Annotated in this window: 24 protein-coding genes and 1 pseudogene; 10 read left to right on the top strand and 15 right to left on the bottom strand. The window is 70.6% G+C overall.

Annotated elements, in window-relative coordinates:
• The first annotated feature begins 107 nt into the window (after positions 1-107).
• From OG430_RS27185 to OG430_RS27175, 3 genes are all read left to right on the top strand, one after another.
• Positions 108-1,244 carry an ABC transporter ATP-binding protein gene (locus tag OG430_RS27185; protein WP_327355217.1) on the top strand — a complete coding sequence of 379 codons (1,137 nt, stop codon included), beginning with the start codon at positions 108-110 and terminating at the stop codon, positions 1,242-1,244.
• Between the two features lie 261 nt (positions 1,245-1,505).
• Positions 1,506-1,940: a hypothetical protein gene (locus OG430_RS27180; RefSeq protein ID WP_327355216.1), complete on the top strand. Its 435-nt coding sequence runs from the start codon at positions 1,506-1,508 to the stop codon at positions 1,938-1,940.
• A 98-nt stretch (positions 1,941-2,038) separates the two neighbouring features.
• Entirely contained in the window at positions 2,039-2,770 is a 732-nt protein-coding gene (locus OG430_RS27175; RefSeq protein WP_327355215.1) for a nucleotidyltransferase family protein, read from the top strand.
• A 387-nt stretch (positions 2,771-3,157) separates the two neighbouring features.
• On the opposite strand, the gene OG430_RS27170 is transcribed toward OG430_RS27175, so the two are convergent.
• The 7 genes from OG430_RS27170 to OG430_RS27140 form a co-directional block, all read right to left on the bottom strand.
• Positions 3,158-4,777 (bottom strand): DoxX family protein, encoded by a 1,620-nt coding sequence (locus tag OG430_RS27170; protein WP_327355214.1) that lies wholly within the window; start codon positions 4,775-4,777, stop codon positions 3,158-3,160.
• Positions 4,778-4,856: 79 nt separating this feature from the next.
• Positions 4,857-5,807 carry a 23S rRNA (guanosine(2251)-2'-O)-methyltransferase RlmB gene (gene rlmB, locus OG430_RS27165; protein WP_327355213.1) on the bottom strand — a complete coding sequence of 317 codons (951 nt, stop codon included), beginning with the start codon at positions 5,805-5,807 and terminating at the stop codon, positions 4,857-4,859.
• Positions 5,808-5,907: 100 nt separating this feature from the next.
• A complete protein-coding gene (gene cysS, locus OG430_RS27160; protein WP_327355212.1) occupies positions 5,908-7,308 on the bottom strand; it encodes a cysteine--tRNA ligase in 1,401 nt (466 codons plus the stop codon).
• A gap of 103 nt (positions 7,309-7,411) precedes the next feature.
• A complete protein-coding gene (locus OG430_RS27155; RefSeq protein ID WP_327355211.1) occupies positions 7,412-7,816 on the bottom strand; it encodes a PPOX class F420-dependent oxidoreductase in 405 nt (134 codons plus the stop codon).
• Positions 7,817-7,914: 98 nt separating this feature from the next.
• The gene (gene ispF, locus OG430_RS27150; protein WP_327355210.1) at positions 7,915-8,418 is read right to left on the bottom strand and encodes a 2-C-methyl-D-erythritol 2,4-cyclodiphosphate synthase; all 504 of its coding nucleotides are present in this window, start codon (positions 8,416-8,418) and stop codon (positions 7,915-7,917) included.
• On the bottom strand, positions 8,408-9,160 hold the full coding sequence (ispD, locus tag OG430_RS27145; RefSeq protein ID WP_327355209.1) for a 2-C-methyl-D-erythritol 4-phosphate cytidylyltransferase: 753 nt from the start codon (positions 9,158-9,160) through the stop codon (positions 8,408-8,410). Before ispD ends, ispF begins: the two co-directional genes overlap by 11 nt.
• Positions 9,161-9,512: 352 nt before the next feature.
• On the bottom strand, positions 9,513-9,995 hold the full coding sequence (locus tag OG430_RS27140; protein WP_003953493.1) for a CarD family transcriptional regulator: 483 nt from the start codon (positions 9,993-9,995) through the stop codon (positions 9,513-9,515).
• A 650-nt stretch (positions 9,996-10,645) separates the two neighbouring features.
• Here OG430_RS27140 and OG430_RS27135 point away from each other — a divergent pair.
• Positions 10,646-11,347: a DUF461 domain-containing protein gene (locus OG430_RS27135; protein WP_327355208.1), complete on the top strand. Its 702-nt coding sequence runs from the start codon at positions 10,646-10,648 to the stop codon at positions 11,345-11,347.
• A gap of 101 nt (positions 11,348-11,448) precedes the next feature.
• Here the strand turns inward: OG430_RS27135 and OG430_RS27130 are convergent.
• From OG430_RS27130 to OG430_RS27120, 3 genes and pseudogenes are all read right to left on the bottom strand, one after another.
• A pseudogene (locus OG430_RS27130) lies at positions 11,449-11,556 on the bottom strand (winged helix-turn-helix domain-containing protein); the annotation flags it as partial.
• 166 nt (positions 11,557-11,722) lie between these two features.
• A complete protein-coding gene (locus tag OG430_RS27125) occupies positions 11,723-12,403 on the bottom strand; it encodes a response regulator transcription factor (RefSeq protein ID WP_007382946.1) in 681 nt (226 codons plus the stop codon).
• Positions 12,400-13,686 carry a sensor histidine kinase gene (locus OG430_RS27120; protein WP_327355207.1) on the bottom strand — a complete coding sequence of 429 codons (1,287 nt, stop codon included), beginning with the start codon at positions 13,684-13,686 and terminating at the stop codon, positions 12,400-12,402. Before OG430_RS27120 ends, OG430_RS27125 begins: the two co-directional genes overlap by 4 nt.
• Before the next feature lie 340 nt (positions 13,687-14,026).
• On the opposite strand from OG430_RS27120, the gene phoU reads away from it, so the two are divergent.
• On the top strand, positions 14,027-14,710 hold the full coding sequence (gene phoU, locus OG430_RS27115; protein WP_327355206.1) for a phosphate signaling complex protein PhoU: 684 nt from the start codon (positions 14,027-14,029) through the stop codon (positions 14,708-14,710).
• A 119-nt stretch (positions 14,711-14,829) separates the two neighbouring features.
• On the opposite strand, the gene OG430_RS27110 is transcribed toward phoU, so the two are convergent.
• Complete coding sequence (locus OG430_RS27110) at positions 14,830-14,982, bottom strand: hypothetical protein (RefSeq protein WP_327355205.1); 153 nt, start codon at positions 14,980-14,982, stop codon at positions 14,830-14,832.
• Positions 14,983-15,381: 399 nt separating this feature from the next.
• Between OG430_RS27110 and OG430_RS27105 the strand changes: the two genes are divergently transcribed.
• Entirely contained in the window at positions 15,382-16,068 is a 687-nt protein-coding gene (locus OG430_RS27105) for a DUF6461 domain-containing protein (protein WP_327355204.1), read from the top strand.
• 78 nt (positions 16,069-16,146) lie between these two features.
• Here OG430_RS27105 and OG430_RS27100 read toward each other — a convergent pair whose 3' ends face one another.
• Complete coding sequence (locus OG430_RS27100; protein WP_327355203.1) at positions 16,147-16,908, bottom strand: phosphoglyceromutase; 762 nt, start codon at positions 16,906-16,908, stop codon at positions 16,147-16,149.
• A 160-nt stretch (positions 16,909-17,068) separates the two neighbouring features.
• Here OG430_RS27100 and OG430_RS27095 point away from each other — a divergent pair, with 160 nt between their 5' ends.
• On the top strand, positions 17,069-18,373 hold the full coding sequence (locus OG430_RS27095) for an MDR family MFS transporter (RefSeq protein WP_327355202.1): 1,305 nt from the start codon (positions 17,069-17,071) through the stop codon (positions 18,371-18,373).
• Positions 18,374-18,513: 140 nt separating this feature from the next.
• Here the strand turns inward: OG430_RS27095 and OG430_RS27090 are convergent, their stop codons facing one another.
• Positions 18,514-20,208 (bottom strand): glycosyl hydrolase family 28-related protein, encoded by a 1,695-nt coding sequence (locus OG430_RS27090; RefSeq protein ID WP_327355201.1) that lies wholly within the window; start codon positions 20,206-20,208, stop codon positions 18,514-18,516.
• 311 nt (positions 20,209-20,519) lie between these two features.
• Here OG430_RS27090 and OG430_RS27085 point away from each other — a divergent pair, with 311 nt between their 5' ends.
• Positions 20,520-20,723: a cold-shock protein gene (locus OG430_RS27085; RefSeq protein ID WP_327355200.1), complete on the top strand. Its 204-nt coding sequence runs from the start codon at positions 20,520-20,522 to the stop codon at positions 20,721-20,723.
• Between the two features lie 58 nt (positions 20,724-20,781).
• Here OG430_RS27085 and OG430_RS27080 read toward each other — a convergent pair whose 3' ends face one another.
• Both OG430_RS27080 and mshA read right to left on the bottom strand, forming a co-directional pair.
• On the bottom strand, positions 20,782-21,285 hold the full coding sequence (locus OG430_RS27080) for a YbjN domain-containing protein (RefSeq protein WP_327355199.1): 504 nt from the start codon (positions 21,283-21,285) through the stop codon (positions 20,782-20,784).
• Positions 21,278-22,654 (bottom strand): D-inositol-3-phosphate glycosyltransferase, encoded by a 1,377-nt coding sequence (mshA, locus tag OG430_RS27075; RefSeq protein ID WP_327355198.1) that lies wholly within the window; start codon positions 22,652-22,654, stop codon positions 21,278-21,280. Before mshA ends, OG430_RS27080 begins: the two co-directional genes overlap by 8 nt.
• A gap of 267 nt (positions 22,655-22,921) precedes the next feature.
• Here mshA and OG430_RS27070 point away from each other — a divergent pair, with 267 nt between their 5' ends.
• Positions 22,922-23,725, top strand: a complete 804-nt coding sequence (locus OG430_RS27070; RefSeq protein ID WP_327355197.1) for a class I SAM-dependent methyltransferase — start codon at positions 22,922-22,924, stop codon at positions 23,723-23,725.
• Positions 23,726-23,851: 126 nt separating this feature from the next.
• Positions 23,852-24,898, top strand: coding sequence for a C40 family peptidase (locus OG430_RS27065; protein WP_327359235.1), 1,047 nt, complete (start codon positions 23,852-23,854; stop codon positions 24,896-24,898).
• Positions 24,899-24,913 lie beyond the last annotated feature (15 nt).

Genomic DNA, 24,913 nt, shown 5'->3' with positions numbered 1-24,913 from the left:
GTCCAGGCACTGGACTACACCACTCGCCCCGCGATCCAGCGGAGCGGGCCACCACCTTTACTCGGATCGTCCGGCACGTTCCTGCCGGTGAAGGGGGCTTCACAGCCATGGCAACCGTCTCGTTCAACAAGGCCACCCGCATTTACCCGGGCGGCGACAAGCCGGCCGTCGACCAGCTCGAACTCGACGTCGCGGACGGCGAGTTCCTCGTTCTCGTCGGCCCCTCCGGCTGCGGCAAGTCGACCTCCCTGCGCATGCTCGCGGGTCTCGAGGACGTCAACGCCGGCTCCATCCACATCGGTGACCGCGACGTCACACACCTGCCGCCCAAGGACCGGGACATCGCCATGGTGTTCCAGAACTACGCGCTCTACCCGCACATGTCGGTCGCCGACAACATGGGCTTCGCGCTCAAGATCGCGGGCGTACCGAAGGCCGAGATCCGCCAGAAGGTCGAGGACGCGGCGAAGATCCTGGACCTCACCGAGTACCTGGGCCGCAAGCCCAAGGCCCTCTCCGGTGGTCAGCGCCAGCGTGTGGCGATGGGCCGCGCGATCGTCCGTGAGCCGCAGGTCTTCCTCATGGACGAGCCGCTGTCGAACCTCGACGCCAAGCTCCGCGTCTCGACCCGTACGCAGATCGCCTCGCTCCAGCGCCGCCTCGGCATCACCACCGTCTACGTCACCCACGACCAGGTCGAGGCCATGACGATGGGCGACCGTGTGGCGGTCCTCAAGGACGGTCTGCTGCAGCAGGTCGACACCCCGCGCAACATGTACGACCGCCCGGCCAACCTCTTCGTCGCCGGCTTCATCGGCTCCCCCGCCATGAACCTGGTCGAGGTCCCGATCACCGACGGCGGCGTGAAGTTCGGCAACTCCGTCGTCCCGGTCAGCCGCGAGGCCCTGTCCGCCGCGGCCGACCGCGGCGACCGCACCGTCACGGTCGGCGTCCGCCCGGAGCACTTCGACATCGTCGAGCAGAACGGCGCCGCCGCGAAGTCCCTGACCAAGGAGACCGCGGACGCCCCGGCCGGCATGGCGGTCCGGGTCAACGTCGTCGAGGAGCTCGGCGCCGACGGCTACGTCTACGGCTCCGCCGAGGTCGGCGGCGAGCACCAGGACCTGGTCGTCCGCGTCAACGGCCGCCACGTCCCGGACAAGGGCACCGAGCTGCACGTCGTGCCGCGCGCGGGCGAGACCCACGTGTTCTCGACGTCGACGGGCGAGCGCCTCAGCGACTGACGCACACACCAACTCGTACCCCGAACTCCCTTGAGGGGCCCCGCACTTCGGTGCGGGGCCTTCTCGCGTTCCGGACCGGGCCCCGCCCTAACTCCCGCCGAACTCCCGTCGCACCCCCGCGCAGGTGTCGACAAATACCCCGGCACACCGCCCATTTCGACCCCTGTACGTCAACACGGAATTCGAAAGGGGCCCTCGAACCGTCCCTCGTTCCGGTGACCAAATGTCGCCAAATCATCACCGACCGCTACGCTCACTCGCGTGAAGCCCTCCAACAAGCCGCTGCACCGACGTGGCCCCGCCCGTCGGATCGGCCGAACCCTCGCCATGGTCCTCCCCGTCGTCCTGGTGCTCTCCGGGACGCTCGCGGTCACCCGAGTCAACTGGTCGGGCAGCTCCGGATCGGTGCTCGCCGCCTCCTCCGAGGACGCCTCGGTGCGCGCCAAGTCCCGCGCCCCGCAGGACGTTCTGCGCGACAAGCTCCTCCAGGAGCTGCAGGAGAAGAACCCGGGCGTCGCCCTCACGCACCTCCAGCAGGCCGTCGACGAGCGCCCCTCGCTCGCGCAGCACTGCGTCGACCTGGCCCGCGCCCTGGGCCGCGCGGCGGTGCACTACTACGGGCCGACGAAGGCCCAGTCCTACTCCCGCCCCGTGTGCGACACGGCCTTCGCCACAGGTGTCTCCAGGGCGAGCTGACCGCCGCTGGGGCGACGCCCGCTGACCGCCGCGCCGACCGCTGCGGGGGCGACGCCCCAGCTCGCCCCCGCAGGCAGCGCCCCGCATAGAGTGCGGCCATGACCGCCGCACCCGAAGCAGCCCACCCGACCCAGGCCGTGATCCTCGCCGGAGGCCAGGGGTCCCGGCTGCGCCCGTACACAGACGACCGGCCGAAGCCGATGGTCGAGATCCCCGGCACGGGGACCCCGATCATCGGCCATCAGCTTTCCTGGCTCGCCGCGGAGGGCGTGACCGACGCGGTCGTCTCCTGCGGCCATCTCGCCGAGGTCCTCAAGGACTGGCTGGACTCCGCCGACCTCCCGCTGAACGTCACCACGGTCGTCGAGAAGGAGCCGCTGGGCCGAGGCGGCGGCCTCAAGTTCGCCGCCGCCCACCTCCCGCACGCCGACCGCCCCTGGTACGCGACGAACGGCGACATCTGGACCCGCTTCTCGCTGCGCGACATGGCGGCCTTCCACGCCGAACGCGACGCCCACGCGACCCTCGCCCTGGCCCGCCCCCGGATTCCGTGGGGCGCCGTCGAGACGGACGCGTTCGGCCACATCACGGACTTCATCGAGTCCCCGCCGTCGCCGTATCTCATCAACGCGGGCGTGTACGTCTTCTCCTCGGCCTTCGCGACACTCCTGCCGGACCTGGGCGACCACGAACGCACGACGTTCCCGCGCCTGGCCCGCGAGAAGAAGCTCGCCGGCTTCCCGCTGCCGCAGGGCGCGTACTGGCGGGCGATCGACACGGCCAAGGACCTCACCGAGGCGGCAAAAGAGCTAGCCGCTCAGGCCCACTAGCCAAGTGAGGGAAAAGGGGCGGAAATCCGGGCACTTTGTCCCGTTTCCCCGCCCCTTTCCCCCCACATAACGCTCGCCTCATCGGCTGCCGGCCCCGGCTCCCGCTCCCGGCCTGGCTCCGGCTCCCGGCTCCCAGCCCGGCTCCGGCTCCCCGCTCCCGGCCCCGGCTCCCAGCCCGGCTCCCCGCTCCCAGCCCGGCCCCCGCTCCGCTCCCGGCCCCGACCCGGCTCCTCGGCTCCCCCGGCGCCCCGGCGCCCCGCCGCCCCCGGCTCGCGGCCTCTCCGCCGCCCGCCGCCCCGCCGCTCCCGCCCCGCCCCCCGCTCAGGTCGGCGCTCCGCTCAGGTCGGCGCCCCGCTCAGGCCGACGCTCCGCTCAGCCCAGCGCCCCCTACCCGAGCAAACCGCCCACGAGCCCCGGCTCCTCCTCGCCGCCACCCGAACCGCCTGAGCCGCCGGACCCGCCGGTCGACCCGCCTCCGCCCGTGGAGCCACCCCCGCTGGACGTAGGCCCGCTGGAAGCGGCCGGCGGCTGCGACTGCGGGGGCGCCTGGCCCGAGCCCTGGGTCTGGCTGGGCTGGCTGACGCCCACGGAGCCCGACTCGCGGACCGTCCCCGGCGCGGAGGACGAGGTCGACGGGGAGGCCGAACTGCCCTGCGTCGGCGACCCGGAGGCCGTCGGGTCCTCTTTTCGCTTGGCGTCGCCCCGCTTGCCCGGCTCCTCCGGCAGCGGCGAGCCCGGCAGCTCGTTGCGCGGCGCCTGGTCCGGGCCCGGCACGGTGATCTTGTCCGAGTCGCGCACCGCACCGCCGAGCAGCGACCCGAGCAGCAGCGTCAGGCCGACCACGACGGTCCCGAGGAGCAGACCGCGCCGAAGGACTCGGCGGCGCAGCTCCCAGAGCTCGGCGCGCGGGCCGAGGGTGCGCCAGGCCTCGCCGGCCAGGCGTCCGTCGAGCGAGTAGACGGGTGCGCCCGCGATGATCAGCGGGCTCCAGGCGGCGAGGTAGATGATGTCCGGCGCGTCGTACGCCGGAACGGTCTTCCAGCTCACGGTCACGAGCAGCGCGGCCGAGAGCAGCGCCCCGACCACGGCGGCGACCCGCTGCCAGAGCCCGCAGACGGTCAGCACGCCGACGATGACCTGAAGGAACGCGATGCACAGTCCGGCGCCGACCGGGTGCTGCAGCGCGAAGTCCCGCAGCGGCTCGGCGAGGCCCCAAGGGTGCAGCGAATTCAGCCACTTGACCATGGAGCCGCGCTCGCCGCCGTCGAAGTAGACGGGGTCGCAGAGCTTGCCCATGCCGGCGTAGATGGAGATGAAGCCGAGGAAGACGCGCATCGGGAGGAGCACAACGCCGAGGTTCATCCGGCGCCCGGGGTAGTACGCGTGGCGCACCGCGTCCGAGCCGTGCCGCCGGGAGGCGTTCTCGTCGCCGCCGTCCTCGTCGTACTCGTCGAACTCGTCGTACCCGTACGGCTCTTCGTCGTACGCGCCGCCCACGGGCTGCATCGCGGGCAGCAGCCGGGTCTCGTCGCCGCCGGGGTCGCGGGGGGCGACGACCTGGGGGATCACCGTGGTCTCGTCGGGATCCATGCGCGGGTCGATGCGCGGGATGACCTGGGTGTCGGCCCCGGCGAAGCGGCCGCCCGATGTCTCGAACTCCTCGCCGTGGCGCACCCCGGAGCTCCGCACGGCCTGCAGCAGGCCGGTCGCTCCGGGGTCGCCGGGGGCGGACTTCCCGCTCCACACGACGGGCGCGCGACGGCGCCCGCCCGCGCCCGCGCCGGCTGCCGCGCCTGCGACGAGGGGCATGAGCGCGGTCTGCGCGTCGGCCCCCGCACTCGCCAACTGCCTTGCGATGCGCGCGGATCGGGGCGGTTTGGCGGTGGGGAGCTGCACGCGGAAGCTCGCGTGGTTGACGATGACCTGGGCCGGGTCGCACGGCACCTTCACCATGCTCAGCGCGGGAGCGTCGTCGAATCCCGACGGTGTTCTGGTGTCCACACTCATCTAACCGAGTGATGTGTGTTTAGGACACTGCCTTGACGGGGCCGATCTGTCCGGGCCCCGTCAAGATCCCCAAGAAATCCTAGGCGCGACGCCGAGCGGCCTCGTACAGCACAACTCCCGCAGCCACACCGGCGTTCAGCGACTCCGCGCCACCCGGCATCGGAATCTTGACCAGGTAGTCACAGGTCTCGCCGACGAGCCGCGACAGGCCCTTGCCCTCGCTGCCGACCACGATGGCGACCGGGCCGCCGAGCGCTTCGAGGTCGCCGACCTCGTGCTCGCCGTCGGCGGCGAGGCCGACGATGGCGACGCCCGCCTTCTTGTACGCCTCCAGGGCGCGGGTGATGTTCGTGACGCGGGCCACCGGGGTGCGGGCGGCGGCGCCGGCCGAGGTCTTCCAGGCGGAGGCCGTCATACCGGCCGCGCGCCGCTCGGGCACGACCACGCCGTGGCCGCCGAAGGCCGAGGCGGAACGCACGATGGCGCCCAGGTTGCGCGGGTCGGTGATGCCGTCGAGGACGACGATCAGCGGGTCCTCGCCCTCGTCGTACGCGGCCGCCGCCAGGTCCTCGGCGTGCGCGTACTCGTACGGCGGGACCTGCAGGACGAGGCCCTGGTGGTTGAGCCCGTTGGTCATGCGGTCGAGCTCGGCGCGCGGCGCCTCCATGAGGTTGATGCCGCCGCGCTCGGCGACGAGCTGCAGCGCCTCACGCACACGCTCGTCGTTGTCGATGTACTGCAGGACGTACAGCGTGTTCGCCGGTACGCCCTCGCGCAGCGCCTCGACGACGGAGTTGCGCCCGACGACCATCTCGGACGAGCCCTTGCCGCCACGGCGGGGCGTGGGACGCCGGGCCTCGTGCTTGGCCTTGGCGTTGGCGATGCGGTTCTTCTTGTGCTTCTTGCGCGCTTCGGCGGGCGGGGTCGGACCCTTGCCCTCGAGGCCGCGACGCCGCTGGCCACCGCTGCCGACCGTCGCACCCTTCTTGTTGCTGGTGCGGCGGTTCCTGCGCTGGCTGTTCCCGGCCATGACCTACCTGTTTCTCAATGACAGCACTGACTGCATGCGTGCGTACGTATATGAAGTGTGCCGCCCGGCGGACCGGGCGGCACTTTGCCGAGGTGCGGGCTCAGCGCGGGCCGAGCGTCCAGCGCGGCCCTTCCGGGCTGTCCTCGATGACCAGGCCCGACTGCTGGAGCTGGTCGCGGATGGCGTCGGCGGTGGCCCAGTCCTTGCGGGCGCGGGCCGCCTCACGCTGCTGGAGCACGAGCCGTACGAGGGTGTCGACGGCCCCGTGCAGGTCCTCGCCCCCGTTGCCCTCGCCGGCCCAGTGCGCGTCGAGCGGGTCCAGGCCGAGGACGCCGAGCATGGCCCGGACCTCGGCGAGGCGGGCGACCGCCGCTTCCTTGTCGTCGGCGGCCAGGGCGCTGTTGCCCTGCCGGACCGTGGTGTGCACGACGGCGAGCGCCTGCGGCACCCCGAGGTCGTCGTCCATGGCCTCGGCGAACGCGAGCGGCACCTCGGCCGCGGCCTCGACCGGTCCCCCGGCCTTCTCGACCACGCGCTGGATGAAGCCCTCGATCCGCGCGAACGCGGACTCGGCCTCGCGCAGGGCCTCCTCGCTGTACTCGATCATCGACCGGTAGTGCGGGGTTCCGAGGTAGTAGCGGAGCACGATGGGCCGCCAGGCCTTGACCATCTCGCTGACGAGCACGGAGTTGCCCAGCGACTTGGACATCTTGTCGCCGGCCATGGTCACCCAGGCGTTGTGCACCCAGTACTTGGCGAACTCATCCCCGAAGGCCTTGGCCTGCGCGATCTCGTTCTCGTGGTGCGGGAAAATGAGGTCGAGCCCGCCGCCGTGGATGTCGAAGGCGGAGCCCAGGTACTTGTGGGCCATCGCCGAGCACTCCAGGTGCCAGCCGGGACGGCCGCGTCCCCAGGGGCTCTCCCAGTCGGGCTCCCCCGGCTTGGTCGCCTTCCACATGGCGAAGTCGCGCGGGTCGCGCTTGCCGGTGATGCCGTCCTCGGCGGGCTGACGCATCTCGTCGAGGTCCTGGTTGGACAGCTCGAGATAGCCGTCGTACGAGCGCACGTCGAAGTAGACGCTGCCGTCGGCCTCGTACGCGTGACCGCGCTCGATGAGGCCGCGCATCATCTCGACCATCTCGGTGATGTGCCCGGTCGCGCGCGGCTCATAGGTGGGCGGCAGGCAGCCGAGCCCGTCGTAGGCGGCGTTGAACGCGCGCTCGTTCTCGTACCCGATCGACCACCAGGGCCGGCCCTGCTCGGCCGACTTCGCGATGATCTTGTCGTCGATGTCCGTCACGTTCCGCACGAACGTGACGTCGTAGCCGCGGTACGTGAACCAGCGGCGCATGATGTCGAAGTTCAGCCCCGACCGGATGTGGCCGATGTGCGGGGCCGCCTGGACGGTAGCGCCACACAGGTAGATCGAGACACAGCCCTGCGTGAGCGGGATGAAGTCACGGATCTGCCGGGCGCTGGTGTCGTACAGGCGAATGGTCACGCCTTCAAGGGTAGTGGGCTTCGGGCAGTGCCCCGCGACCCTTCCGGGACCGCGGGACCACTTTGTGACCGAGCCTTTAGCGAGGCGCCGGTGGAGGCGCCTGTCAGATGCGCCCGACGACCTTGCGCGGGGTGATCCGGACGACCACGCGCGGGGCGTCATTGGCGGAGGACGGGTTGAATTCGGCGTACTTCTTGCCGGTGTACTTGACGGCCAGCTCGTCGATGAGCTCCTGCCCGCCCTCTTCGGTCATCTCGACGGAGCCACGGATCTCGGCGTAGGCGTACGGGTTGTCGGCGGGCTGCACGACGACCGTGAGGCGCGGGTCGCGGCGCAGGTTCTTCTCCTTCTGCCGCCCGACGGTGGTCGAGAAGAGCACGTCGTCACCGTCCCGCTTCACCCAGACCGGCGAGACCTGGGGGCTGCCGTCGGGCTGGATGGTGGCGACGGTGATGAAGACGGGGCTGTCGAGGAGCGCCTTGAGCTCGGCGGAGAGTTCGGCGGACATGCGGGGGCCTCCCGAGGCTTTGTTGAGGGCTGTACGAGTACCCAGATATCCCAGATACTCCGCGAGCGCCCCGCTCGCCCCCCGCATTTCCGGCCTTCTCAGCGTGTACGTACGACCAGGGCGGTGGCGATCGCCTGCAGCCCCTCGCCCCGGCCGGGGAAGCCCAGGCCGTCGGTGGTCGCCCCGGACACGGACACCGGCGCGCCCACGGCCTCGGAGAGCACCTTCTGCGCCTCGTCGCGCCGCTTGCCGATCTTCGGTCGCGGGCCGATGACCTGGACCGCGACGTTGCCGATGGTGAAGCCCGCGTCGCGCACGATCCGGGCCGCCTCGGCGAGCAGGGTCAGGCCGGAGGCGCCGGACCACTCCGGGCGCCCGGTGCCGAAGTGCTGCCCGAGGTCGCCGAGGCCCGCGGCGGAGAAGAGCGCGTTGCAGGCGGCGTGTGCGACGACGTCGGCGTCGGAGTGCCCGGCGAGACCGGGCCCCTCGCCCTCCCACTTCAGGCCGGCGCACCACAGCTCGCGGCCCTCTTCGAAGGCGTGGATGTCGGTGCCGATGCCGACCTGCGGAAGCAGCGGAATCCCGGAAGTCTCAGAAGCCATCGTTGGCCCTCCTGCGGGCGAGTACGGCCTCGGCCAGGACGAGGTCGAGGGGGCGGGTCACCTTGAACGCCTCTTCGTGGCCGGGCACGACCACCACGGGCAGGCCCAGCTGCTCGACCATGCTGGCGTCGTCCGTGACGTTGTCGGTGACCGTCTCGTGGGCGCGTACGAGCAGGTCCCGGTCGAAGCCCTGCGGGGTCTGTACGGCCCGCAGCCGGGCCCGCGCGGGCGTGGCCACGACCGGCTCCGGGTCGCCCGGCGTCGCGGCCGGCTCGACCTCCTTGACGGTGTCCGCGAGGGGCAGCGCGGGAACCACCGCCGGGGCCCCGGCGCGCACCGCCTCGATCACCCCGTCCACCGTGTCGACCGGCACGAGCGGCCGGGCGGCGTCGTGCACGAGCACCGTGTCGATGCCGGGCGGCAGCACGTCGAGCCCGGCCTTCACGGACTCCTGGCGGCTCTCACCGCCGGGCACGACCAGGTAGTCGGTCCGCTCGGGCAGCGTGTGCTCGGCGAGCAGCGCCTTCACCTCGGCGGCGCCGTCCGACGGCGCGACCACGATCACGAGCGAGACGGCCCGCGAGGCGGCCATCGCCCGGATCGCGTGGATGAGCATGGGGGTGCCGTTCAGCGCGCGCAGCGCCTTGGGGGCACCGGGGCCGAGCCGGACCCCGCGTCCGGCCGCGGGGATGACCGCGGCGGTGCGGGCGGGGGGCCGGGTTGCGGGGGATTCGTCTGACATCACGTCCACGTTCAGGTTTGTGTCCTTGGGCGACATGGGTATGGCCACACCGTGCCGGGCGCGACGCCTTGACCGGGACCCTTCCGTGACATCCGGTCGAGCTGTTGTCCATAGCGGGCCACGCCCGCGGGCACCAGGGGCCAGCTGTCCGGGCCCGGCACACCATAGGGGCCGGCTCACCCTATGCGGGGAAGATCTTCACGTACGGACATCTTTCGGGTCTCGTACGCACACTTTCGGGTACGGACATGCCGCAGTGCCCGGCAACACAGTCTGTGGAACAGAGCTGGTCAGCGGGCACCGCGGCATGGTGTTGCTGTACTGCTTTTACTGCTGTTTCAGTGCCGTCGCGTCAGGACGCGAGAACTTCGTCGAGCAGGGCCTCGGCCTTGTCCTCGTTGGTGTTCTCCGCGAGGGCGAGCTCGCTCACCAGGATCTGACGAGCCTTGGCGAGCATGCGCTTCTCACCGGCCGACAGACCGCGCTCGCGCTCACGACGCCACAGGTCACGCACCACTTCGGCGACCTTGATGACATCGCCGGAGGCGAGCTTCTCGAGATTTGCCTTGTAGCGACGGGACCAGTTAGTGGGCTCCTCCGCATACGGTGCGCGCAGCACCTCGAAGACCCGGTCGAGCCCGTCCTGACCAACAACGTCGCGTACGCCGACGAACTCCGCATTGTCCGCTGGCACACGAACCGTCAGGTCGCCCTGGGCGACCTTCAGCACCAAGTAGGTCTTGTCCACGCCTTTGATCTGGCGAGTTTCGATGGCCTCGATCAGCGCGGCCCCGTGATGGGGATAGACCACGGTGTCGCCAACCTTGAACGTCATGTGACAGGTACCCCTTCCGTGGCTATCCAGGGTAACACGGAAACGGCGGCTTCTGAATGGCGTTTTCGCAGGTCAGGGCATATCTCGGGGCTTGACAACAGCAACAGGAACGTGCTGCGGAGGCTTTGCGGAGGCGGGTATTCGCAGGTCGGAGTGGTTGTCCGGGGAGGCAGAAACGCGAACGTTACAAGCGTCGCGCACCCTCCCCAAGAGGTCGAACGTCCCGTTTTGCACGCTTCCAAGAGAGGGGGTTCCGCTACTCCGTTCGATGACTGGAGAGGCGTACGGGGCGGATGGGAGAGGAATCCGGAATTGATCACTGCGGCTGTACTGAACCTGTAGTGAACGGCGATGATCAATTCACCGGAGGCCCTCACCGGGACGCCCGCATTCCTTACCCGAAATCGGGGATGCGGTCGACGTGATGGAAATGTGAATGCTGTACGAGATCGCAATCGGCCACATCACGGGGCGGGTTCGGGCGGACGCCGTCCGGCGGTAGCGACGAGTCGGGTGTGGCAGTAGGGGCGGGTCGGGTGCGGTGGGCCGACGACGGGTCGGTAACCTATGCCCGCTGATGACCTTTAGCACCGTCTTACGGTCGTCCGCACCACCCCAAGTTCGCCCACGTTCAAGGAGATGCCGCCGCCGTGAGCCGCAGCCTTCGACGCGGCGCCCTCGCCGCCACCGCCCTCGTGTTCTCGATCGCCACACTCGCCGCGTGCGGTGCCGGCAACGACGCACAGACCCTCGGTGTCCGGCCGGACAACGCCGCGACCTCCGCCGACGACGGCAAGATCAAGATTCAGAACGCGCTGGTGATCACCCAGCCCGAGCTGGAGTCCACCGGCCCGGCCGTGGTCTCCGCGACGGTGTTCAACAACGACGACAAGCCGCAGACCCTCGACTCGGTGAAGATCGACGGAACCGCCAAGGAGGCCAAGCTCAGCGCCGCCAAGGGCAACGGCCCCGTCACCATCCCGGCCGGCGGTTCGATCGTGCTCGGCGGCGAGGGCAACCCCTCCGCGGTGCTGCCCAGCAGCCGGGAGGCCGTGAAGGACGGCAACGCCCAGGCCGTCACCTTCAGCTTCAGCGAGTCCGGCAACGTCACGCTGCGGACCTTCGTGGTCCCGGCGTCCGGCTACTTCGACAAGTGGGGCCCGTCCGAGATCCCCGAGGCCCCGGACGCGAAGCCGTCCGAGAGCGCGAGCTCCTCGGAGTCCGGCAAGCCGGGCGGCATCGCCTCCGGCGAGCCCGACCCCAACGAGGACGCGTCCGGCTCCGCCTCGCACAGCGCGGGCTCGGGCACGCCGACCGGGTCGGCCTCCCACAGCACGGGCACCGGCCACTGAGCACGGCGTACAGCTGAACAAGCAGGCATGGCGAAGGGCGGGCACCCGGTGGGGTGCCCGCCCTTCGTCATGCCTGCTCAGTCAGCCGGCCGGCCCGCGGTTTACGGCTCGAACTTGTAGCCCAGACCGCGCACCGTCACCAGGTACCTCGGGGCGCCCGGGTCCGGCTCGATCTTTGCGCGCAGGCGCTTGACGTGGACGTCCAGGGACCCCTTTTCGACGCACCCCTCGCACCGCTGCGCGGGCTTCGGAGCGCTGCGCCGGACTCCGTCCGTCGACCCCGTGCGTGCCCACGACAGCAGTCGGGCAGCCGCGCGGGGCGGCGAACCACCATGGCTCCCCGCCCCGTCGACGTCGACCAGTCCGGCCCGCGGTTTACGGCTCGAACTTGTAGCCCAGACCGCGGACCGTCACCAGGTACCTCGGGGCGCCCGGGTCCGGCTCGATCTTTGCGCGCAGGCGCTTCACGTGGACGTCCAGGGTCTTGGTGTCGCCGACGTAGTCCGCGCCCCAGACCCGGTCGATCAGCTGCATGCGGGTCAGTACGCGGCCCGCGTTGCGCAGCAGCATCTCCAGGAGGTCGAACTCCTTGAGCGGCAGGTCGACCTTGGAGCCGGAGACCGTGACGACGTGGCGGTCCACGTCCATCCGGACCGGGCCCGCCTCCAGGGCGGCCGGGGTGACCTCCTCGGGCTCGCCGCGGCGGCGCAGGACCGCGCGGATGCGGGCCACCAGCTCACGGGAGGAGAAGGGCTTGGTGACGTAGTCGTCGGCTCCTATTTCCAGCCCGACGACCTTGTCGATCTCGCTGTCCTTGGCCGTCACCATGATGACGGGGACGTTGGAGCGGCCGCGCAGCTGGCGGCAGACCTCGGTGCCGGGCAGGCCCGGCAGCATCAGGTCGAGCAGCACGAGGTCGGCGCCGTTGCGCTCGAACTCGTCCAGGCCGTCGGGGCCGGTGGCCGCGATGGCGACCTCGAAGCCCTCCTTGCGGAGCATGTAGGAAAGGGCGTCGGAGAAGGATTCCTCGTCCTCGACGACTAGCACTCGGGTCACGGAAGGACCTCCGGGGCAGGGATCGGCTCGCGGGTCTCGCGGGCCGAGCGGGGCGGGGTGTCGTAAGGCCGGTCGTGGTCCTCTTCGTCGAGGGCACCCGTTCCTTCGGGGCTGAGTGGCGTACGGTCGCGGACTGCGCCCGCTTCCGGCAGCCGCAAGGTGAAGGTGGAGCCCTGTCCCTCGGAGCTCCAGACAGTGACTTCCCCGCCGTGCGAGGCCGCCACGTGCTTGACGATGGCGAGTCCGAGGCCGGTGCCTCCGGTGGCTCGCGAGCGCGCCGGGTCGACGCGGTAGAAGCGCTCGAAGATGCGCTCCTTGTCCTTGTCGGAGATGCCGAGGCCCTGGTCGGTGACGGCTATCTCGATCAGGTCGCCGCCGGGGGCGTTGACCCGTCGCGCGGCTATCCCCACGCGCGTACGGGCCGGGCTGTAGTTCACGGCGTTCTCGACGAGGTTGCCGAGGGCGGCGGCGAGCTGGCCTCGGTTGCCCCAGATCCGCAGGTCGGCGGTGCCCCCGGCGGCCATGGTGATCTGCTTGGTGCCGGCCTGGTGGCGGCAGCGGTCGACGGCCTCGGCGACCAGCTCGTCCACGCGGACGGGCTCGGCGTCCTCCAGCGGGTCGTCGTTCTGCACCCGGGAGAGGTCGATGAGCTCCTGGACCAGGTTGGTCAGGCGGGTCGCCTCTATCTGCATCCGGCCCGCGAAGCGCTCGACGGCCTCGGGGTCGTCGGAGGCGTCCATCACGGCCTCGGAGAGAAGGCTGAGGGCGCCCACCGGGGTCTTCAGCTCGTGGCTCACATTGGCCACGAAGTCCCGGCGTACGGCCTCGATGCGGCGGGCCTCGGTGAGGTCCTCGACCAGGAGGAGGACCAGGCGGGAGCCGAGGGGCGCCACCCGGGCGGACACCGCGAGGGCCTCGCCCCGGCCGGTGCCGCGGCGCGGCAGGTCGAGCTCGACCTGGCGTATCTCGCCGTCGCGGCGGGTGTCGCGGGCCATCTGCAGCATCGGTTCGACCGCCAGCTTCCCGCCGCGTACGAGACCGAGTGCGTACGCCGCCGAGCTGGCCTTGACGACGGCATCGGCCTCGTCCAGGACCACCGCGGAGGAGCGCAGCACGGAGAGCACCGTGTCCACGCCCGGCGGGAGTACGGCGTCGGTGTGCAGGGAGGTCCGGGTGGGGCGTTTCTGGTCGCGCTCGCTCCAGCGGAACGCCAGCATGGCGATGACACCGGTGCACACTCCGGCGATCGCAGCCGCTGCGGCGACCGCCGCGTTCACGTCCATGCCTCCAGGTTATGCACCCCGTAAGCCCCGGCCACACCGGTGAGGCTGTCATCTCGAACACTCGTCGCCGAGAGTTCACTGGTGGTACCCGATTGGTTCATTTGGGTGGCGCGGCTGTCCCGGGATGGGCTGGGGTGGGGGTTGTGCGGGGCGTGCGGGGGTCGGGGCGCGTCGCCCAGAGTTCACCTTGGTGACAGGGGTGATTCACATGGGGTGCCGGTTCCGGTCGCGTTCCGGCCGCACCGTGGGAGCGTGGGGTCAGAGCCCCGGCACGTACGTACTAAAGGGGGCCGAAGGGTTATCGGCAAGCCCCCGGCACGTCATCACGAGAGGGACTTCCATGCGGGACGCGTACCACGAGGAACTTGATTCGATCGGCGAAGGCCTTGTCGAGATGGCCCGTCTCGTCGGGTCGGCGATCGGGCGCGCCACCACGGCCATGCTCGACGCGGACCTGAAGCTCGCCGAGAGCGTGATCGCCGCCGATCAGAAGGTCGACGATCTGCAGCACGACCTGGAGGCGCGCGCCATAGCACTGCTCGCCCGCCAGCAGCCGGTCGCCACGGATCTGCGGATCGTGGTCACCTCGCTGCGGATGAGCGCCGACCTGGAGCGCTCGGGCGACCTGGCCCAGCACGTGGCCAAGCTGGCCCGGCTGCGCTTCCCGGCCACGGCGGTGCCGCACGACCTGCACGCCACGATCCTGGAGATGGGCCAGCTCGCGCAGCGCCTGATGGCGAAGGCCGCCGAGGTCGTCATCACCAAGGACATCGACCTGGCGATGCAGCTGGAGCAGGACGACGACGAGATGGACCTGCTGCACCGCACGCTGTTCCAGCACCTGATGGACGACCGCTGGAAGCACGGCATCGAGACGGCCGTCGACGTGACGCTGCTGGGCCGCTACTACGAGCGGTTCGCGGACCACGCGGTGTCGGTGGCCAAGCGTGTGGTCTACCTGGTGACGGGTGAGCACGCGGACGAGCTGGCGGAGGCGACGGCGCAGGCGGCCGAGGGCGCGTAGCCGCTGCGTCTGCTGCGTCTCTTTCTCTGTACGTCATGTCGGCGGGGCCCGACCGCTTCGGTGCGGTCGGGCCCCGCCGGCGTATGTCCTACGTGTCCTGCGCGTCCTGCGCCGCTAGCTCAGCCGCCGCACTGGCACGGCGCTCCGGACTGGCAGCCGCAGCCGCAGCCGGAACCGCAGCCGCACGCGCCGAGCAGGGGCAGGGGCTTGCGCTCGGCCACTTCGACCGGGCGGCCTTCCTGCTGGGCGTCGGTCGTCGGGGTGTCGGCCATGGGGACCCTCCTCGAAGGCGCTGTTGCCTGTGCCCAGTTCATGCCCACTGGGTCGGGCGCATCAACGGCGCACGGGGGCTCGGATCAGGCCGACGGGTGGTCTCCCTGTGACCTGGCTGTGCGGCCCTGTGGGGAGTTGATGGAGAAGTGACATGGCGCGGTCAGGATGCGGCCTCGCCCCGACCTTGATCAACTAGCCTGCCGAGCCGACCTATTGATGATCGACTCCGCCTTCGGGCGGGGACAACTCAAGAAACGGGGGCGAGCTCTGTGCTGCGCGGACAGAGGCGAGGACGAGGAGGTCGGCCGGGTCCTCGGACGATGGGTCACGCGGCAACGCGTCCTCGACGGCGAGTGGTATCAAGTCGTCGTCACCCGGTAGAGAGGGCGGAGAGTTCGATGACTGCCGACATGGCATCCCAACTGCACACCTGGCTGCACGAGTTCAGCGACCTGGGGTTCTGCCTGACGTTCAGCCGGGGCAAGAACGCGGAAGCGGTCATGCGTGCTTACGGGATGGATCCCGCGCGGGCCCGGGTGCTGTCCCTGGACGACATGATGCAGGTGGAGCCCGACGAAGCGGACGGCACAGTCATCAGGTTCGGGCAGAACGGCAGTTGGGGGTACTCGCTCGAGTACATCGGGATCGAGGGCGGCCGGGATCCGGTGCTGTCCCGCCTGTCCGAGGGCTCCGAGACCGTGGTGCTCGGCCCGACCGCCCGTGGAATGACGCTGTTCCACCACGCCAGGGACGGGGTGGAACTGAGCTCCTTCGAGCCCATGGCCCCGCACGCCACCCAACGGGGCCCGGGGCCGCACCTGCTGGCCGACCTCATGCAAGAGGTCTGCGACACCTGGGGCGACGGCGACTGGGGCGACGGGCCCGAACCCGGGGAAAGTCTGCTCCGCATCGTGCAGGACCAACTCGGCGAGCTCCCCGGACCAGAGGTACTCGGCGCCCCGGCGCTCACGGCCTACCTCGCCGACGCGGACCGCCTCCCCAGGCCGCCCTCGCCCCCGCCGACGTACAACCCGAACAACGAGGGCCTCGGCCGCAGGCTCGGCGGCGGCTATCTGACGGACTGACGGCCCACAGCCGGCCCAGGAAACGCGAAGGCCCCTGATCTGCGCTTAACGCGCAGATCAGGGGCCTGATCGCAAGAACTACTTCTTCTTGCCCTGGTTCTTCACGGCCTCGATCGCGGCCTTCGCGGCCTCCGGGTCGAGGTACGTGCCGCCCGGCTTGACCGGCTTGAAGTTCTCGTCCAGCTCGTACGCGAGCGGGATGCCCGTCGGGATGTTCAGGCCCGCGATGTCCTCGTCGGAGACGCCGTCGAGGTGCTTGACCAGGGCGCGCAGCGAGTTGCCGTGGGCCGCGACCAGGACGGTCTTGCCGTCGAGGAGGTCGGGGACGATGCCGTCGTACCAGTACGGCAGCATGCGCGTGACGACGTCCTTGAGGCACTCCGTCTTCGGGCGCAGCTCCGGCGGGATCGTCGCGTAGCGCGGGTCCTCGGACTGCGAGAACTCGGTGCCGTCCGCGAGCTCCGGCGGCGGGGTGTCGTACGAGCGGCGCCAGAGCATGAACTGCTCCTCGCCGAACTCGGCGAGGGTCTGCGCCTTGTCCTTGCCCTGCAGGGCGCCGTAGTGGCGCTCGTTCAGGCGCCAGCTGCGGTGGACCGGGATCCAGTGGCGGTCCGCGGACGTCAGCGCGAGGTTCGCGGTGCGGATGGCGCGCTTCTGGAGCGAGGTGTGCAGTACGTCGGGGAGCAGGCCGGCGTCCTTGAGCAGCTCACCGCCGCGGACCGCCTCCTTCTCGCCCTTCTCCGTGAGATTGACGTCCACCCAGCCGGTGAACAGGTTCTTCGCGTTCCACTCGCTCTCGCCGTGGCGGAGGAGGATCAGCTTGTACGGTGCGTCGGCCATGACCACGAGCGTAATCGAACCCCCGGCCCCCTCGCGCGCGCAGCCAGTGGGCGGACGATTGACGGTTCCCGCTAATTGAGTGGCCTCCGGGGACCTCGGACTCGTAACTTGTGATCACCGCCTGAGCCGCTTACACACCACTTGTTTCCGGGGGATTCCCATGTCTGTCGCCGCCATGAGACGCGCCGCACGAGAAAGCGTCTCGGGTCTGCCCCGCGATTTCTGGTGGCTGTGGACCAGCACCCTGATCAACCGGCTCGGGGCCTTCGTCGCCACATTCATGGCTTTGTACCTGACCCTGGACAGGGGCTACTCGGCCTCGTACGCGGGACTTGTGGCCGCTCTGCATGGGTTCGGCGGGGTCCTTGGGACCCTGGGCGCCGGGGTGATGACGGACCGGCTCGGGCGGCGGCCGACGATGTTCCTCGCACAGGGCGCGACCTCGGTGAGCGTCGCGGTGCTCGGGTTCATGGTGCATCCGGTCGCGATCGCCGGCGTGGCCTTCGTGGTCGGCGTGGCCGCCAATGCCTCGCGGCCCGCCGTGCAGGCGATGATGGCCGACATCGTGAAGCCCGAGGACCGGGTGCGGGCCTTCGCGCTCAACTACTGGGCGATCAACCTGGGCTTCGCCCTCTCCTCCATGGGCGCGGGTTTCATCGCCCAGTACAGCTACCGCGCGGGCTTCCTCGGCGAGGCCGTGCTGACCATGGCGTGCGCCGTGCTGGTCTTCCTGAAGCTGCCGGAGTCGCGGCCGGTGCGGAGCGTCGTACCGGACGGGGCCGCGAAGGCGGCCGAGCCCGAGGTCAGCATGGGGACCGTGCTGCGGGACGGGCGCTTCATGGGCGTCGTCGGGCTCTCCTTCCTCATCTCGCTGATCTTTACGCAGAGTTACGTGGGTCTGCCGGTGGCGATGGGCGAGGCCGGGTTCTCGCCGTCCGACTTCGGGTTCGCGATCGCGGTGAACGGCGTCCTGATCGTCGCCCTGCAGATCCCCGTCACCCGCTTCATCGAGCACCGCAACCCGCAGAAGCTCCTCGTCATCTCCGCCCTCCTCGCCGGGTACGGCTTCGGGCTCACCGCCTTCGCCGGGTCCATCGGGGCGTTCGCGGTGACCGTGTGCGTGTGGACGCTCGCCGAGATCATCAACGCGCCGACCCAGATGGGCCTCGTCGTCCGGCTCTCGCCGGTGCACGGACGCGGGCGCTACCAGGGCATGTACTCCCTGTCCTGGTCGGTCGCGGCGCTGGCCGCGCCGCTCATGGCGGGTGTGGTGATCGATCGCTTCGGGGCGGAGTGGCTGTGGGGGGCTTGTGCGGTGCTCGGGACCGTGGCTGCGGTGGGGTACTGGGCGCTGATGCGGGGGCTTCCGGCGCAGGTTGCGGAGTCGCCGGCGCCGGAGTCGTCGCCCGAGCCTTCGCAGGCTGAGGCGGCTGCTGCTCCCACCTCCACCGCTGCTGCCGTGTAGGGCGCGTACTTCATCCCCTCCCCGCCCCTTCCCTAAATGCTGCGCAGCTTTCCGCCCTGCGGGCGGTGTCCTCAAACGCCGGACGGGCTGAGTGATGCCGGCGGCAGCCTTACGGGAAGGGGCGGGGAGGGGAAAATGTCTTAGAGCCCGCGCTGAGCCTCGTACAGGTTCAAGGGCCGTACTCCGCCCGGGCTGCCGTATGCCTCGGTGCGGGAGTGGAGGGCGCCGGTGAAGTCGGGGACGTCGGTCTGGTCGAACTCGCGGACCGTGGAGATCGCCACCGTCGCGCTGTAGGGCGCGATCTCGTCGAGCTTGATGAGGCCCGCGCGCTCGTTCGTCACCGTCACGTTCCAGTGCGTGAAGCGGGCTCCGTACAGCGGCCCGGCGCTCGCGTCGCCGCCGTGCCGGCCGTCGTTGGTGACCGTGATCTGCGTGCGTACGTTGGCGAAGGGCATGCCCCGGTGCGTGTCGAAGGTGCCCATCTCCATGTGGCCGCGGGACCAGACGTTGTACGAGGACAGGCCCTCGACGTTGATGCCGTGCAGCTGCGTGCCGGCCGGGGCGGGGACCGTGCGGGCAGCGATCGTGAAGTCCTCGACGAGGTTGTCGTGCGAGCCCTCGCGGCAGAAGTACGGGTGGTGCGAGCCGCGCCCCTCCACGCGGGTGCGGCGCAGCGTGCAGGCGGAGGCGGCGACCAGGCCGAAGCCGTTGTCGACGTGCCGGACCGTGATGTCGTCGGCCCAGCAGTCGTAGGCGCACTGGAAGGTGACGCCGTTGTGGCCCTTGTCGAGGAGGTGCGGGGACTGCGGGGTCTCGACTGCTTCGAGGGTCAGGCCCTCCACTCCGGCCCCGGTGAGCGGCGCCACGTGCGTGGTGAGCCTCGGATCCCATTCCGGGCGTACGTCCAGCGGGAGGGGCCGCTCCAGTGTCACCTCGCGGCCTTCGACGCGGGTGATGCGTACGGGCCACTCGTAGGGGACGTACGACGTCAGCTTGGTCTTGTCGTCCCAGGTGTACGCCTCGGGGCCGGGGCCGCCGCCCGCCATGTGCGCGAGGAGGGTGTGGTCCGCGTCGTCGGCGAGGCGCAGGAGGACGAGGTCGCCGGGTGTGAGGCGGGCGGGGTCGGTGACGGTGACCGAGCGGTCGCCGCGCCGCCCCGCCTCGACCCCGGTCAGGGTGTCCCACTCGTCGCGCTTGTTGCCGGTCCAGCCCTCGAAAGGCCAGGCCTTCGCCTCGATCGCCCTGGTGAGGGAGTCCCAACGCCCCTTCGGGCAGAGCCAGATGAGACCGCCGGCCCAGGACCAACTGGACTTGTCGCCGCCGTAGCGGGAGCCGTAGGGGCCGATCAGCTCGGTCAGGTTCTTGGTGGCGCGCAGGGTGGTGCGGGTGCTGCCCGCGCCGCGCAGGACGACGTTGCTGTACGCGAGATGGATGAGCCCGTCGATGCGGTACGTGCCCGCCGGGACGAGGACCGTGCCGCCGCCCGCGCGGCCCGCGGCGGCGATGGCCTCGTTGATCGCGGGGGCGGAGTCCTGCGAACCGTCGCGCGTGGCGCCGTACTTGAGGACGTTGGCGACGACGGGGCGGCGGGGGAAGCGGGCGCCTCCCTTGTGGCCTGCGCGGCCCACGTACGGGATCTGGGGGTGGGTGTAGGGGGTGCGGCTGAACTCCCGCCAGAGCTCTGCCGTTTCGGGGCGTGGGGCGGTGGAGCCCGGGGCTGCCGAGCTCGGGGCGGTGGAGCCCGGGGCGGCTTTCGCGAGGCCGCCTGACGTGGCTGCGGCCGCCGCGACGGCCATCGCTCCGGTGAGCAGTCCGCGTCTGCTGAGGTTCTCCATACCCACGCCGCCTTTCATGGATGTGAACACTGTTCAGGTCTGCGTTGGCGGTGAGCATGGCACGGCGGCGCGGAGCTGGGTAGAGGCTGCGCTCGCCCGGCAAGCAGCTTGCGGGAGAGGCCAGTTGAGAGGGGCGATCGGCTGCCTCACGGAAGTTCGGGCAGCGTCGATTTCCGGCCGCAGCGCGGCTTCAGGTGGCCGAGTTCCACATATCGCAGCTGGTGGCCGGGCCCATACCTTGCGTCATGCACGCTGATCAGCGGCGACTTCGACTCCGTCCTGGCGGCGTCGTCATTCTGAAGGGGAGCAGCATGGCAACTGGCACAGTGAAGTGGTTCAACGCCGAAAAGGGATTCGGCTTCATCGCCCAGGACGGCGACGGCCCGGACGTGTTCGTCCACTTCTCCGCGATACAGGCGGACGGCTACCGCTCGCTGGAGGAGGACCAGAAGGTGGAGTTCGAGATCACCCAGGGCCCCAAGGGGCCCCAGGCCGACAACGTTCGCGTCGTCTGACGCATCCGACTCCCGGCGCCCCGCACCACCGGTGCGGGGCGTCCTCCAGTCGTCGCCCCTACTCGCCGCGAGGCCGGGTCAGGTGTGTGAACGCGTCCAGGTTGCGGGTCGATTCGCCGCGCGAGACGCGCCATGCGTACTCGCGCCGGATGGCGGTCGCGAAGCCCAGTTCCAGGAGGCGGTTGAAGGAGCCGTCCGCCTCCTCCAGGACCGATCCGAGCACACGGTCGATCTCCGGCGGGGTCACCGCGGACAGGGGCAGCTTTCCGGCCAGGTAGATGTCGCCGAGCGAGTCGATCGCGTAACTCACGCCGTACAGACGGAGATTGCGCTCCAGGAGCCAGCGGTGGACGCCCTCCGCGTTCTCGTCCGGGTGGCGGATCACGAAGGCGTTCAGCGAGAGGGAGTGCTTGCCCAGGCGGAGGGAGAGGGTCGTGGAGAGCTTGCGGGTGCCGGGGAGTTTGACCACGTACGAGCCCGGCTCGGGCATCTCCCATTCGAGCTCGGCCTCGGTGAGGACCTGCTCGATGATCTGCTCCATGACCTTTCGTTCGTCAGCCATGGTGTGAGCGTACGTGGTGGCGGTGTTCGTGCATCGCCGCGGTGTAGACGTCCGCCGTCGCCGAGGCCGCCGTGTCCCAGCCGAAGGACTGGGCGTGCCGGGCGGCCGCCCGGCCCATGCGGTCGGTGAGGTGCTCGTCGTCGACGAAGCGGTTCAGGATGTGCGCGTACGCCGCCGGGTCGTGCCCGTCGACGAGGAAGCCGGTGACTCCGTCGCGTACCGCCACCGGAAGCCCGCCCACCGCCGCCGCGAGCACCGGCGTGCCGGCCGCCTGGGCCTCGATCGCGACCAGGCCGAACGACTCGCTGTAGGACGGCATCACGAGGACGGATGCCGCCCGGAACCAGTCAGCCAGGGCGTCCTGGCCGACGGGCGGGTGGAAACGTACGACGTCGGAGATGCCGAGGCGGGCCGCCAGCTTCTGCAGCCCCTCCGGCTTCGCGAGGCCGCTGCCCGACGGGCCGCCGACCACCGGGACGACGAGGCGGGAGCGCAGCTCGGGGCGCCGCTCCAGCAGGACCGCGACGGCGCGCAGCAGGATGTCCGGGGCCTTGAGGGGCTGTATGCGACCCGCGAAGAGCGGGATCAGGGCGTCTTGTGGGAGGCCGAGGCGCTTACGGGCCGCCGCGCGGCCGTCGGCGGGGCGGAAGCGGTCGAGGTTCACGCCCGGGTGGACGACCGCGACCTTGCCGGGGTCCGCCTCGTAGTGGCGTACCAGCTCGTCCGCTTCCTCGTCGGTGTTGGCGATGAGGCGGTCGGCGGCCCGGACTATCTGGGTCTCGCCGATGACGCGGGCGGCCGGCTCGGGGGTGTCGCCGTCGGCGAGCGCGGCGTTCTTGACCTTGGCCATGGTGTGCATGGTGTGGATGAGCGGTACGCCCCAGCGCTCGGCGGCGAGCCAGCCGACGTGGCCGCTCAGCCAGTAGTGCGAGTGGACCAGGTCGTAGTAGCCGGGGCGGTGGCCGGCCCACGCCTGCATCACGCCGTGCGTGAACGCGCAGAGCTGGGCGGGGAGTTCCTCCTTGGCGAGGCCCTCGTAGGGGCCCGCGTCCACGTGCCGGACCAGGACTCCGGGGGCCAGCTCGACCTTGGGGGGCAGTCCGCCGGTGGTCGCCCGGGTGAAGATCTCGACCTCGACGTTGATCGCGGCGAGGCGCTTGGCGAGCTCGACGATGTAGACGTTCATGCCGCCCGCGTCGCCCGTGCCGGGCTGGTGCAGCGGCGAGGTGTGCACGCTGAGCATCGCCACTCGGCGGGGCCTGCGGTGGTGCCCGCCGGGAAAGCTGCCCGGGAAGCTGCCCGGAAAGCGCAGACGGGGTGGGGCACTGCTGGTGAGACGTTCGCCGAGCCGGGTCACGTACTGGCTCACGTGGCGGTCCTCCTGTGGCGAGCGGGCAGGACGGAGAGCGGGCGTACCTCGCCGTCCAAGGCGGAAAACACCGGAAGGCTCGCGTCCATTTCCGGTTTACCAAATCAATACCATTGTCCGCTCAACCTTCTACGGTGTCGCTCGGCCCTCGGTGGACCCCCTGGCGGCCCTGGATTGGGGCCCTCTCGGACCTGGATTGGGGCCCTCTCGGACCTGGACCCGGACCTGGATTCGGGCCCTCTCAGAAAGGGCCGGATACTGGGAGGCATGCCCCGCCCCTCCCCCTCCCGCCCCGTCGGGACCGTCACGCGCGGGACCACCAACCCCAACCGGCTGCGCCGCATGGACCGCTGGATCGCCCACACCCACGGGCGCACGCTGGACTCCGCGGACCGGCCGCTCGCCGTCGATCTGGGCTACGGGGGCGCGCCCTGGACCGCCGTGGAGCTGCTGCACCGGCTGCGTTCCGCCGCCCCCGCCGTCGAGGTCGTCGGGATCGAGATCGACCCGGCGCGGGTCGCGGGCGCCAAGCCGTACGAGACCGAGGGGCTGACCTTCCGGCACGGCGGGTTCGAGGTGCCGGCCGAGCGGGCGCCGCTGCTGATCCGGGCGGCCAATGTGCTGCGGCAGTACGACGAGGAGCAGGTCGCGGCGGTCTGGGAGCGGCTGTGCGGGCGTCTCGCGCCCGGCGGGCTGCTCGTCGAGGGCACCTGCGACGAGATCGGGCGGCGCCACGTATGGGTCGCGCTCGGCCCCGAGGGCCCGCGGACGGTGACCTTCGCGACCCGGCTCGGCTCCCTGGAGCGGCCCTCGGACCTGGCCGAGCGGCTGCCGAAGGCGCTGATCCACCGCAATGTGCCGGGCGAGCCGGTGCACGCGTTCCTCGCCGACTTCGACCGGGCGTGGGCGGCCGCGGCACCGTATGCGTCGTACGGGGCGCGGCAGCGCTGGATCAGGGCGGTGCGGGATCTGTCGGGCCGCTGGCCGGTGGTGGACCGGGCAGCGCGGTGGCGGCAGGGGGAAGTCACGGTGGCGTGGGAGGCGTTGGCGCCTGGCGCCGTCAAGGGGTGAGTCCTCGTTTGTGAGTTCTGTCTGAGACTTCTGTATGGCTCTGTCGGATTCGGAGCAGGCATGGCACCATCCGCCGAGGCGTGCATAAGTTACTGACGAGCCATCAGTTGTGGGGGCATGGGCGTGATGGGCGTGATCCGTAAGCGAAACTCCGCCATGGCAGTCATCGCGTTGGTGTGCGCGGGATCGGTGCTGGCCACACCGACGGCGGCGTACGCGAAGCCGACTCCCAAGGACGACAAGTCCCTTGAGGAGGTCCGCAAGGAGCTCGACAAGCTCTACCACGACGCCGCCGTCGCCACCGACGCGTACAACGCGGCGGAGGAGAAGGCCGACAAGCAGTCCGGCGAGATCGTGAAGCTGGCCCGCGCGATCGTCGCGGGCCAGGAGAAGGTCGACCGCCTCAAGGCGCGCGCCGGCGCCGCGGCCCGCGCCCAGTACCGCGGCGGCGGCCTGCCGCCCGAGGCGCAGCTGTTGCTCAGCGACGACCCGCAGCAGTTCCTGACGGGCGCGGGACGACTGCGCCAGGGCGCGCACGCCACCGAGGGCATGCTGAGCGACCTGAAGCGGACCCAGGAAGACCTGAAGACGTACGCCGCCGACGCGTCCGACCACTGGAAGACGCTCGAGGCGGGCCGCAAGAAGCAGGACAAGGCCAAGAAGGACATCAAGGCGAAGATCTCGGCCGCCAAGAAGCTCGAGGGCAAGCTCGAGAAGGAGGAGCGCGCGCGGCTCCTCAAGCTCGAGGAGGAGGCCGAGTACAAGCAGCAGACGGCCTGGCTGAGCTCCGGGGTCCTCGACGAGATCAACGGGCGGGCGTCCGGCCGCGGCAAGAAGGCCGTCCGGTACGCGACCGCGCAGGTCGGCAAGCCGTACGTCTGGGGCGCAGAGGGCCCGGGTTCCTTCGACTGCTCGGGGCTGACCTCGCAGGCGTGGGCGTCGGCCGGGCGCGGCATACCGCGGACCTCGCAGGAGCAGTGGCGGCAGCTGAAGCGGATCGCCGTCAAGGACATGCGGCCCGGCGACCTGATCATTTACAACGACGACGCCAGCCATGTCGGGATGTACATCGGCGAAGGCGCAATCGTGCACGCGCCCCGGCCGGGGCGGAACGTGACGATCGCGGGCGCGGGGTCGATGCCGATCCTGGGGGTCGTACGGCCCGACAAGTAGGCGCATTCGGCCTGC

This window comes from Streptomyces sp. NBC_01304 (assembly GCF_035975855.1).
Taxonomy (GTDB): domain Bacteria; phylum Actinomycetota; class Actinomycetes; order Streptomycetales; family Streptomycetaceae; genus Streptomyces.
The sequence above is the reverse complement of the archived record's forward strand: the minus strand, read 5'-3'. Positions and strand labels throughout refer to the sequence as shown.

Excerpts from the sequence above, each read along its gene's own strand:
- OG430_RS27185 (WP_327355217.1), top strand. The coding sequence starts at position 108 with ATGGCAACCGTCTCGTTCAACAAGGCCACCCGCATTTACCCGGGCGGC.
- OG430_RS27175 (WP_327355215.1), top strand. The coding sequence starts at position 2,039 with ATGACCGCCGCACCCGAAGCAGCCCACCCGACCCAGGCCGTGATCCTC.
- OG430_RS27170 (WP_327355214.1), bottom strand. The coding sequence starts at position 4,777 with ATGAGTGTGGACACCAGAACACCGTCGGGATTCGACGACGCTCCCGCG.
- rlmB (WP_327355213.1), bottom strand. The coding sequence starts at position 5,807 with ATGGCCGGGAACAGCCAGCGCAGGAACCGCCGCACCAGCAACAAGAAG.
- OG430_RS27155 (WP_327355211.1), bottom strand. The coding sequence starts at position 7,816 with ATGTCCGCCGAACTCTCCGCCGAGCTCAAGGCGCTCCTCGACAGCCCC.
- ispF (WP_327355210.1), bottom strand. The coding sequence starts at position 8,418 with ATGGCTTCTGAGACTTCCGGGATTCCGCTGCTTCCGCAGGTCGGCATC.
- ispD (WP_327355209.1), bottom strand. The coding sequence starts at position 9,160 with ATGTCAGACGAATCCCCCGCAACCCGGCCCCCCGCCCGCACCGCCGCG.
- OG430_RS27140 (WP_003953493.1), bottom strand. The coding sequence starts at position 9,995 with ATGACGTTCAAGGTTGGCGACACCGTGGTCTATCCCCATCACGGGGCC.
- OG430_RS27120 (WP_327355207.1), bottom strand. The coding sequence starts at position 13,686 with ATGGACGTGAACGCGGCGGTCGCCGCAGCGGCTGCGATCGCCGGAGTG.
- phoU (WP_327355206.1), top strand. The coding sequence starts at position 14,027 with ATGCGGGACGCGTACCACGAGGAACTTGATTCGATCGGCGAAGGCCTT.
- OG430_RS27110 (WP_327355205.1), bottom strand. The coding sequence starts at position 14,982 with ATGGCCGACACCCCGACGACCGACGCCCAGCAGGAAGGCCGCCCGGTC.
- OG430_RS27105 (WP_327355204.1), top strand. The coding sequence starts at position 15,382 with ATGACTGCCGACATGGCATCCCAACTGCACACCTGGCTGCACGAGTTC.
- OG430_RS27100 (WP_327355203.1), bottom strand. The coding sequence starts at position 16,908 with ATGGCCGACGCACCGTACAAGCTGATCCTCCTCCGCCACGGCGAGAGC.
- OG430_RS27095 (WP_327355202.1), top strand. The coding sequence starts at position 17,069 with ATGTCTGTCGCCGCCATGAGACGCGCCGCACGAGAAAGCGTCTCGGGT.
- OG430_RS27090 (WP_327355201.1), bottom strand. The coding sequence starts at position 20,208 with ATGGAGAACCTCAGCAGACGCGGACTGCTCACCGGAGCGATGGCCGTC.
- OG430_RS27085 (WP_327355200.1), top strand. The coding sequence starts at position 20,520 with ATGGCAACTGGCACAGTGAAGTGGTTCAACGCCGAAAAGGGATTCGGC.
- OG430_RS27080 (WP_327355199.1), bottom strand. The coding sequence starts at position 21,285 with ATGGCTGACGAACGAAAGGTCATGGAGCAGATCATCGAGCAGGTCCTC.
- OG430_RS27070 (WP_327355197.1), top strand. The coding sequence starts at position 22,922 with ATGCCCCGCCCCTCCCCCTCCCGCCCCGTCGGGACCGTCACGCGCGGG.
- OG430_RS27065 (WP_327359235.1), top strand. The coding sequence starts at position 23,852 with ATGGGCGTGATCCGTAAGCGAAACTCCGCCATGGCAGTCATCGCGTTG.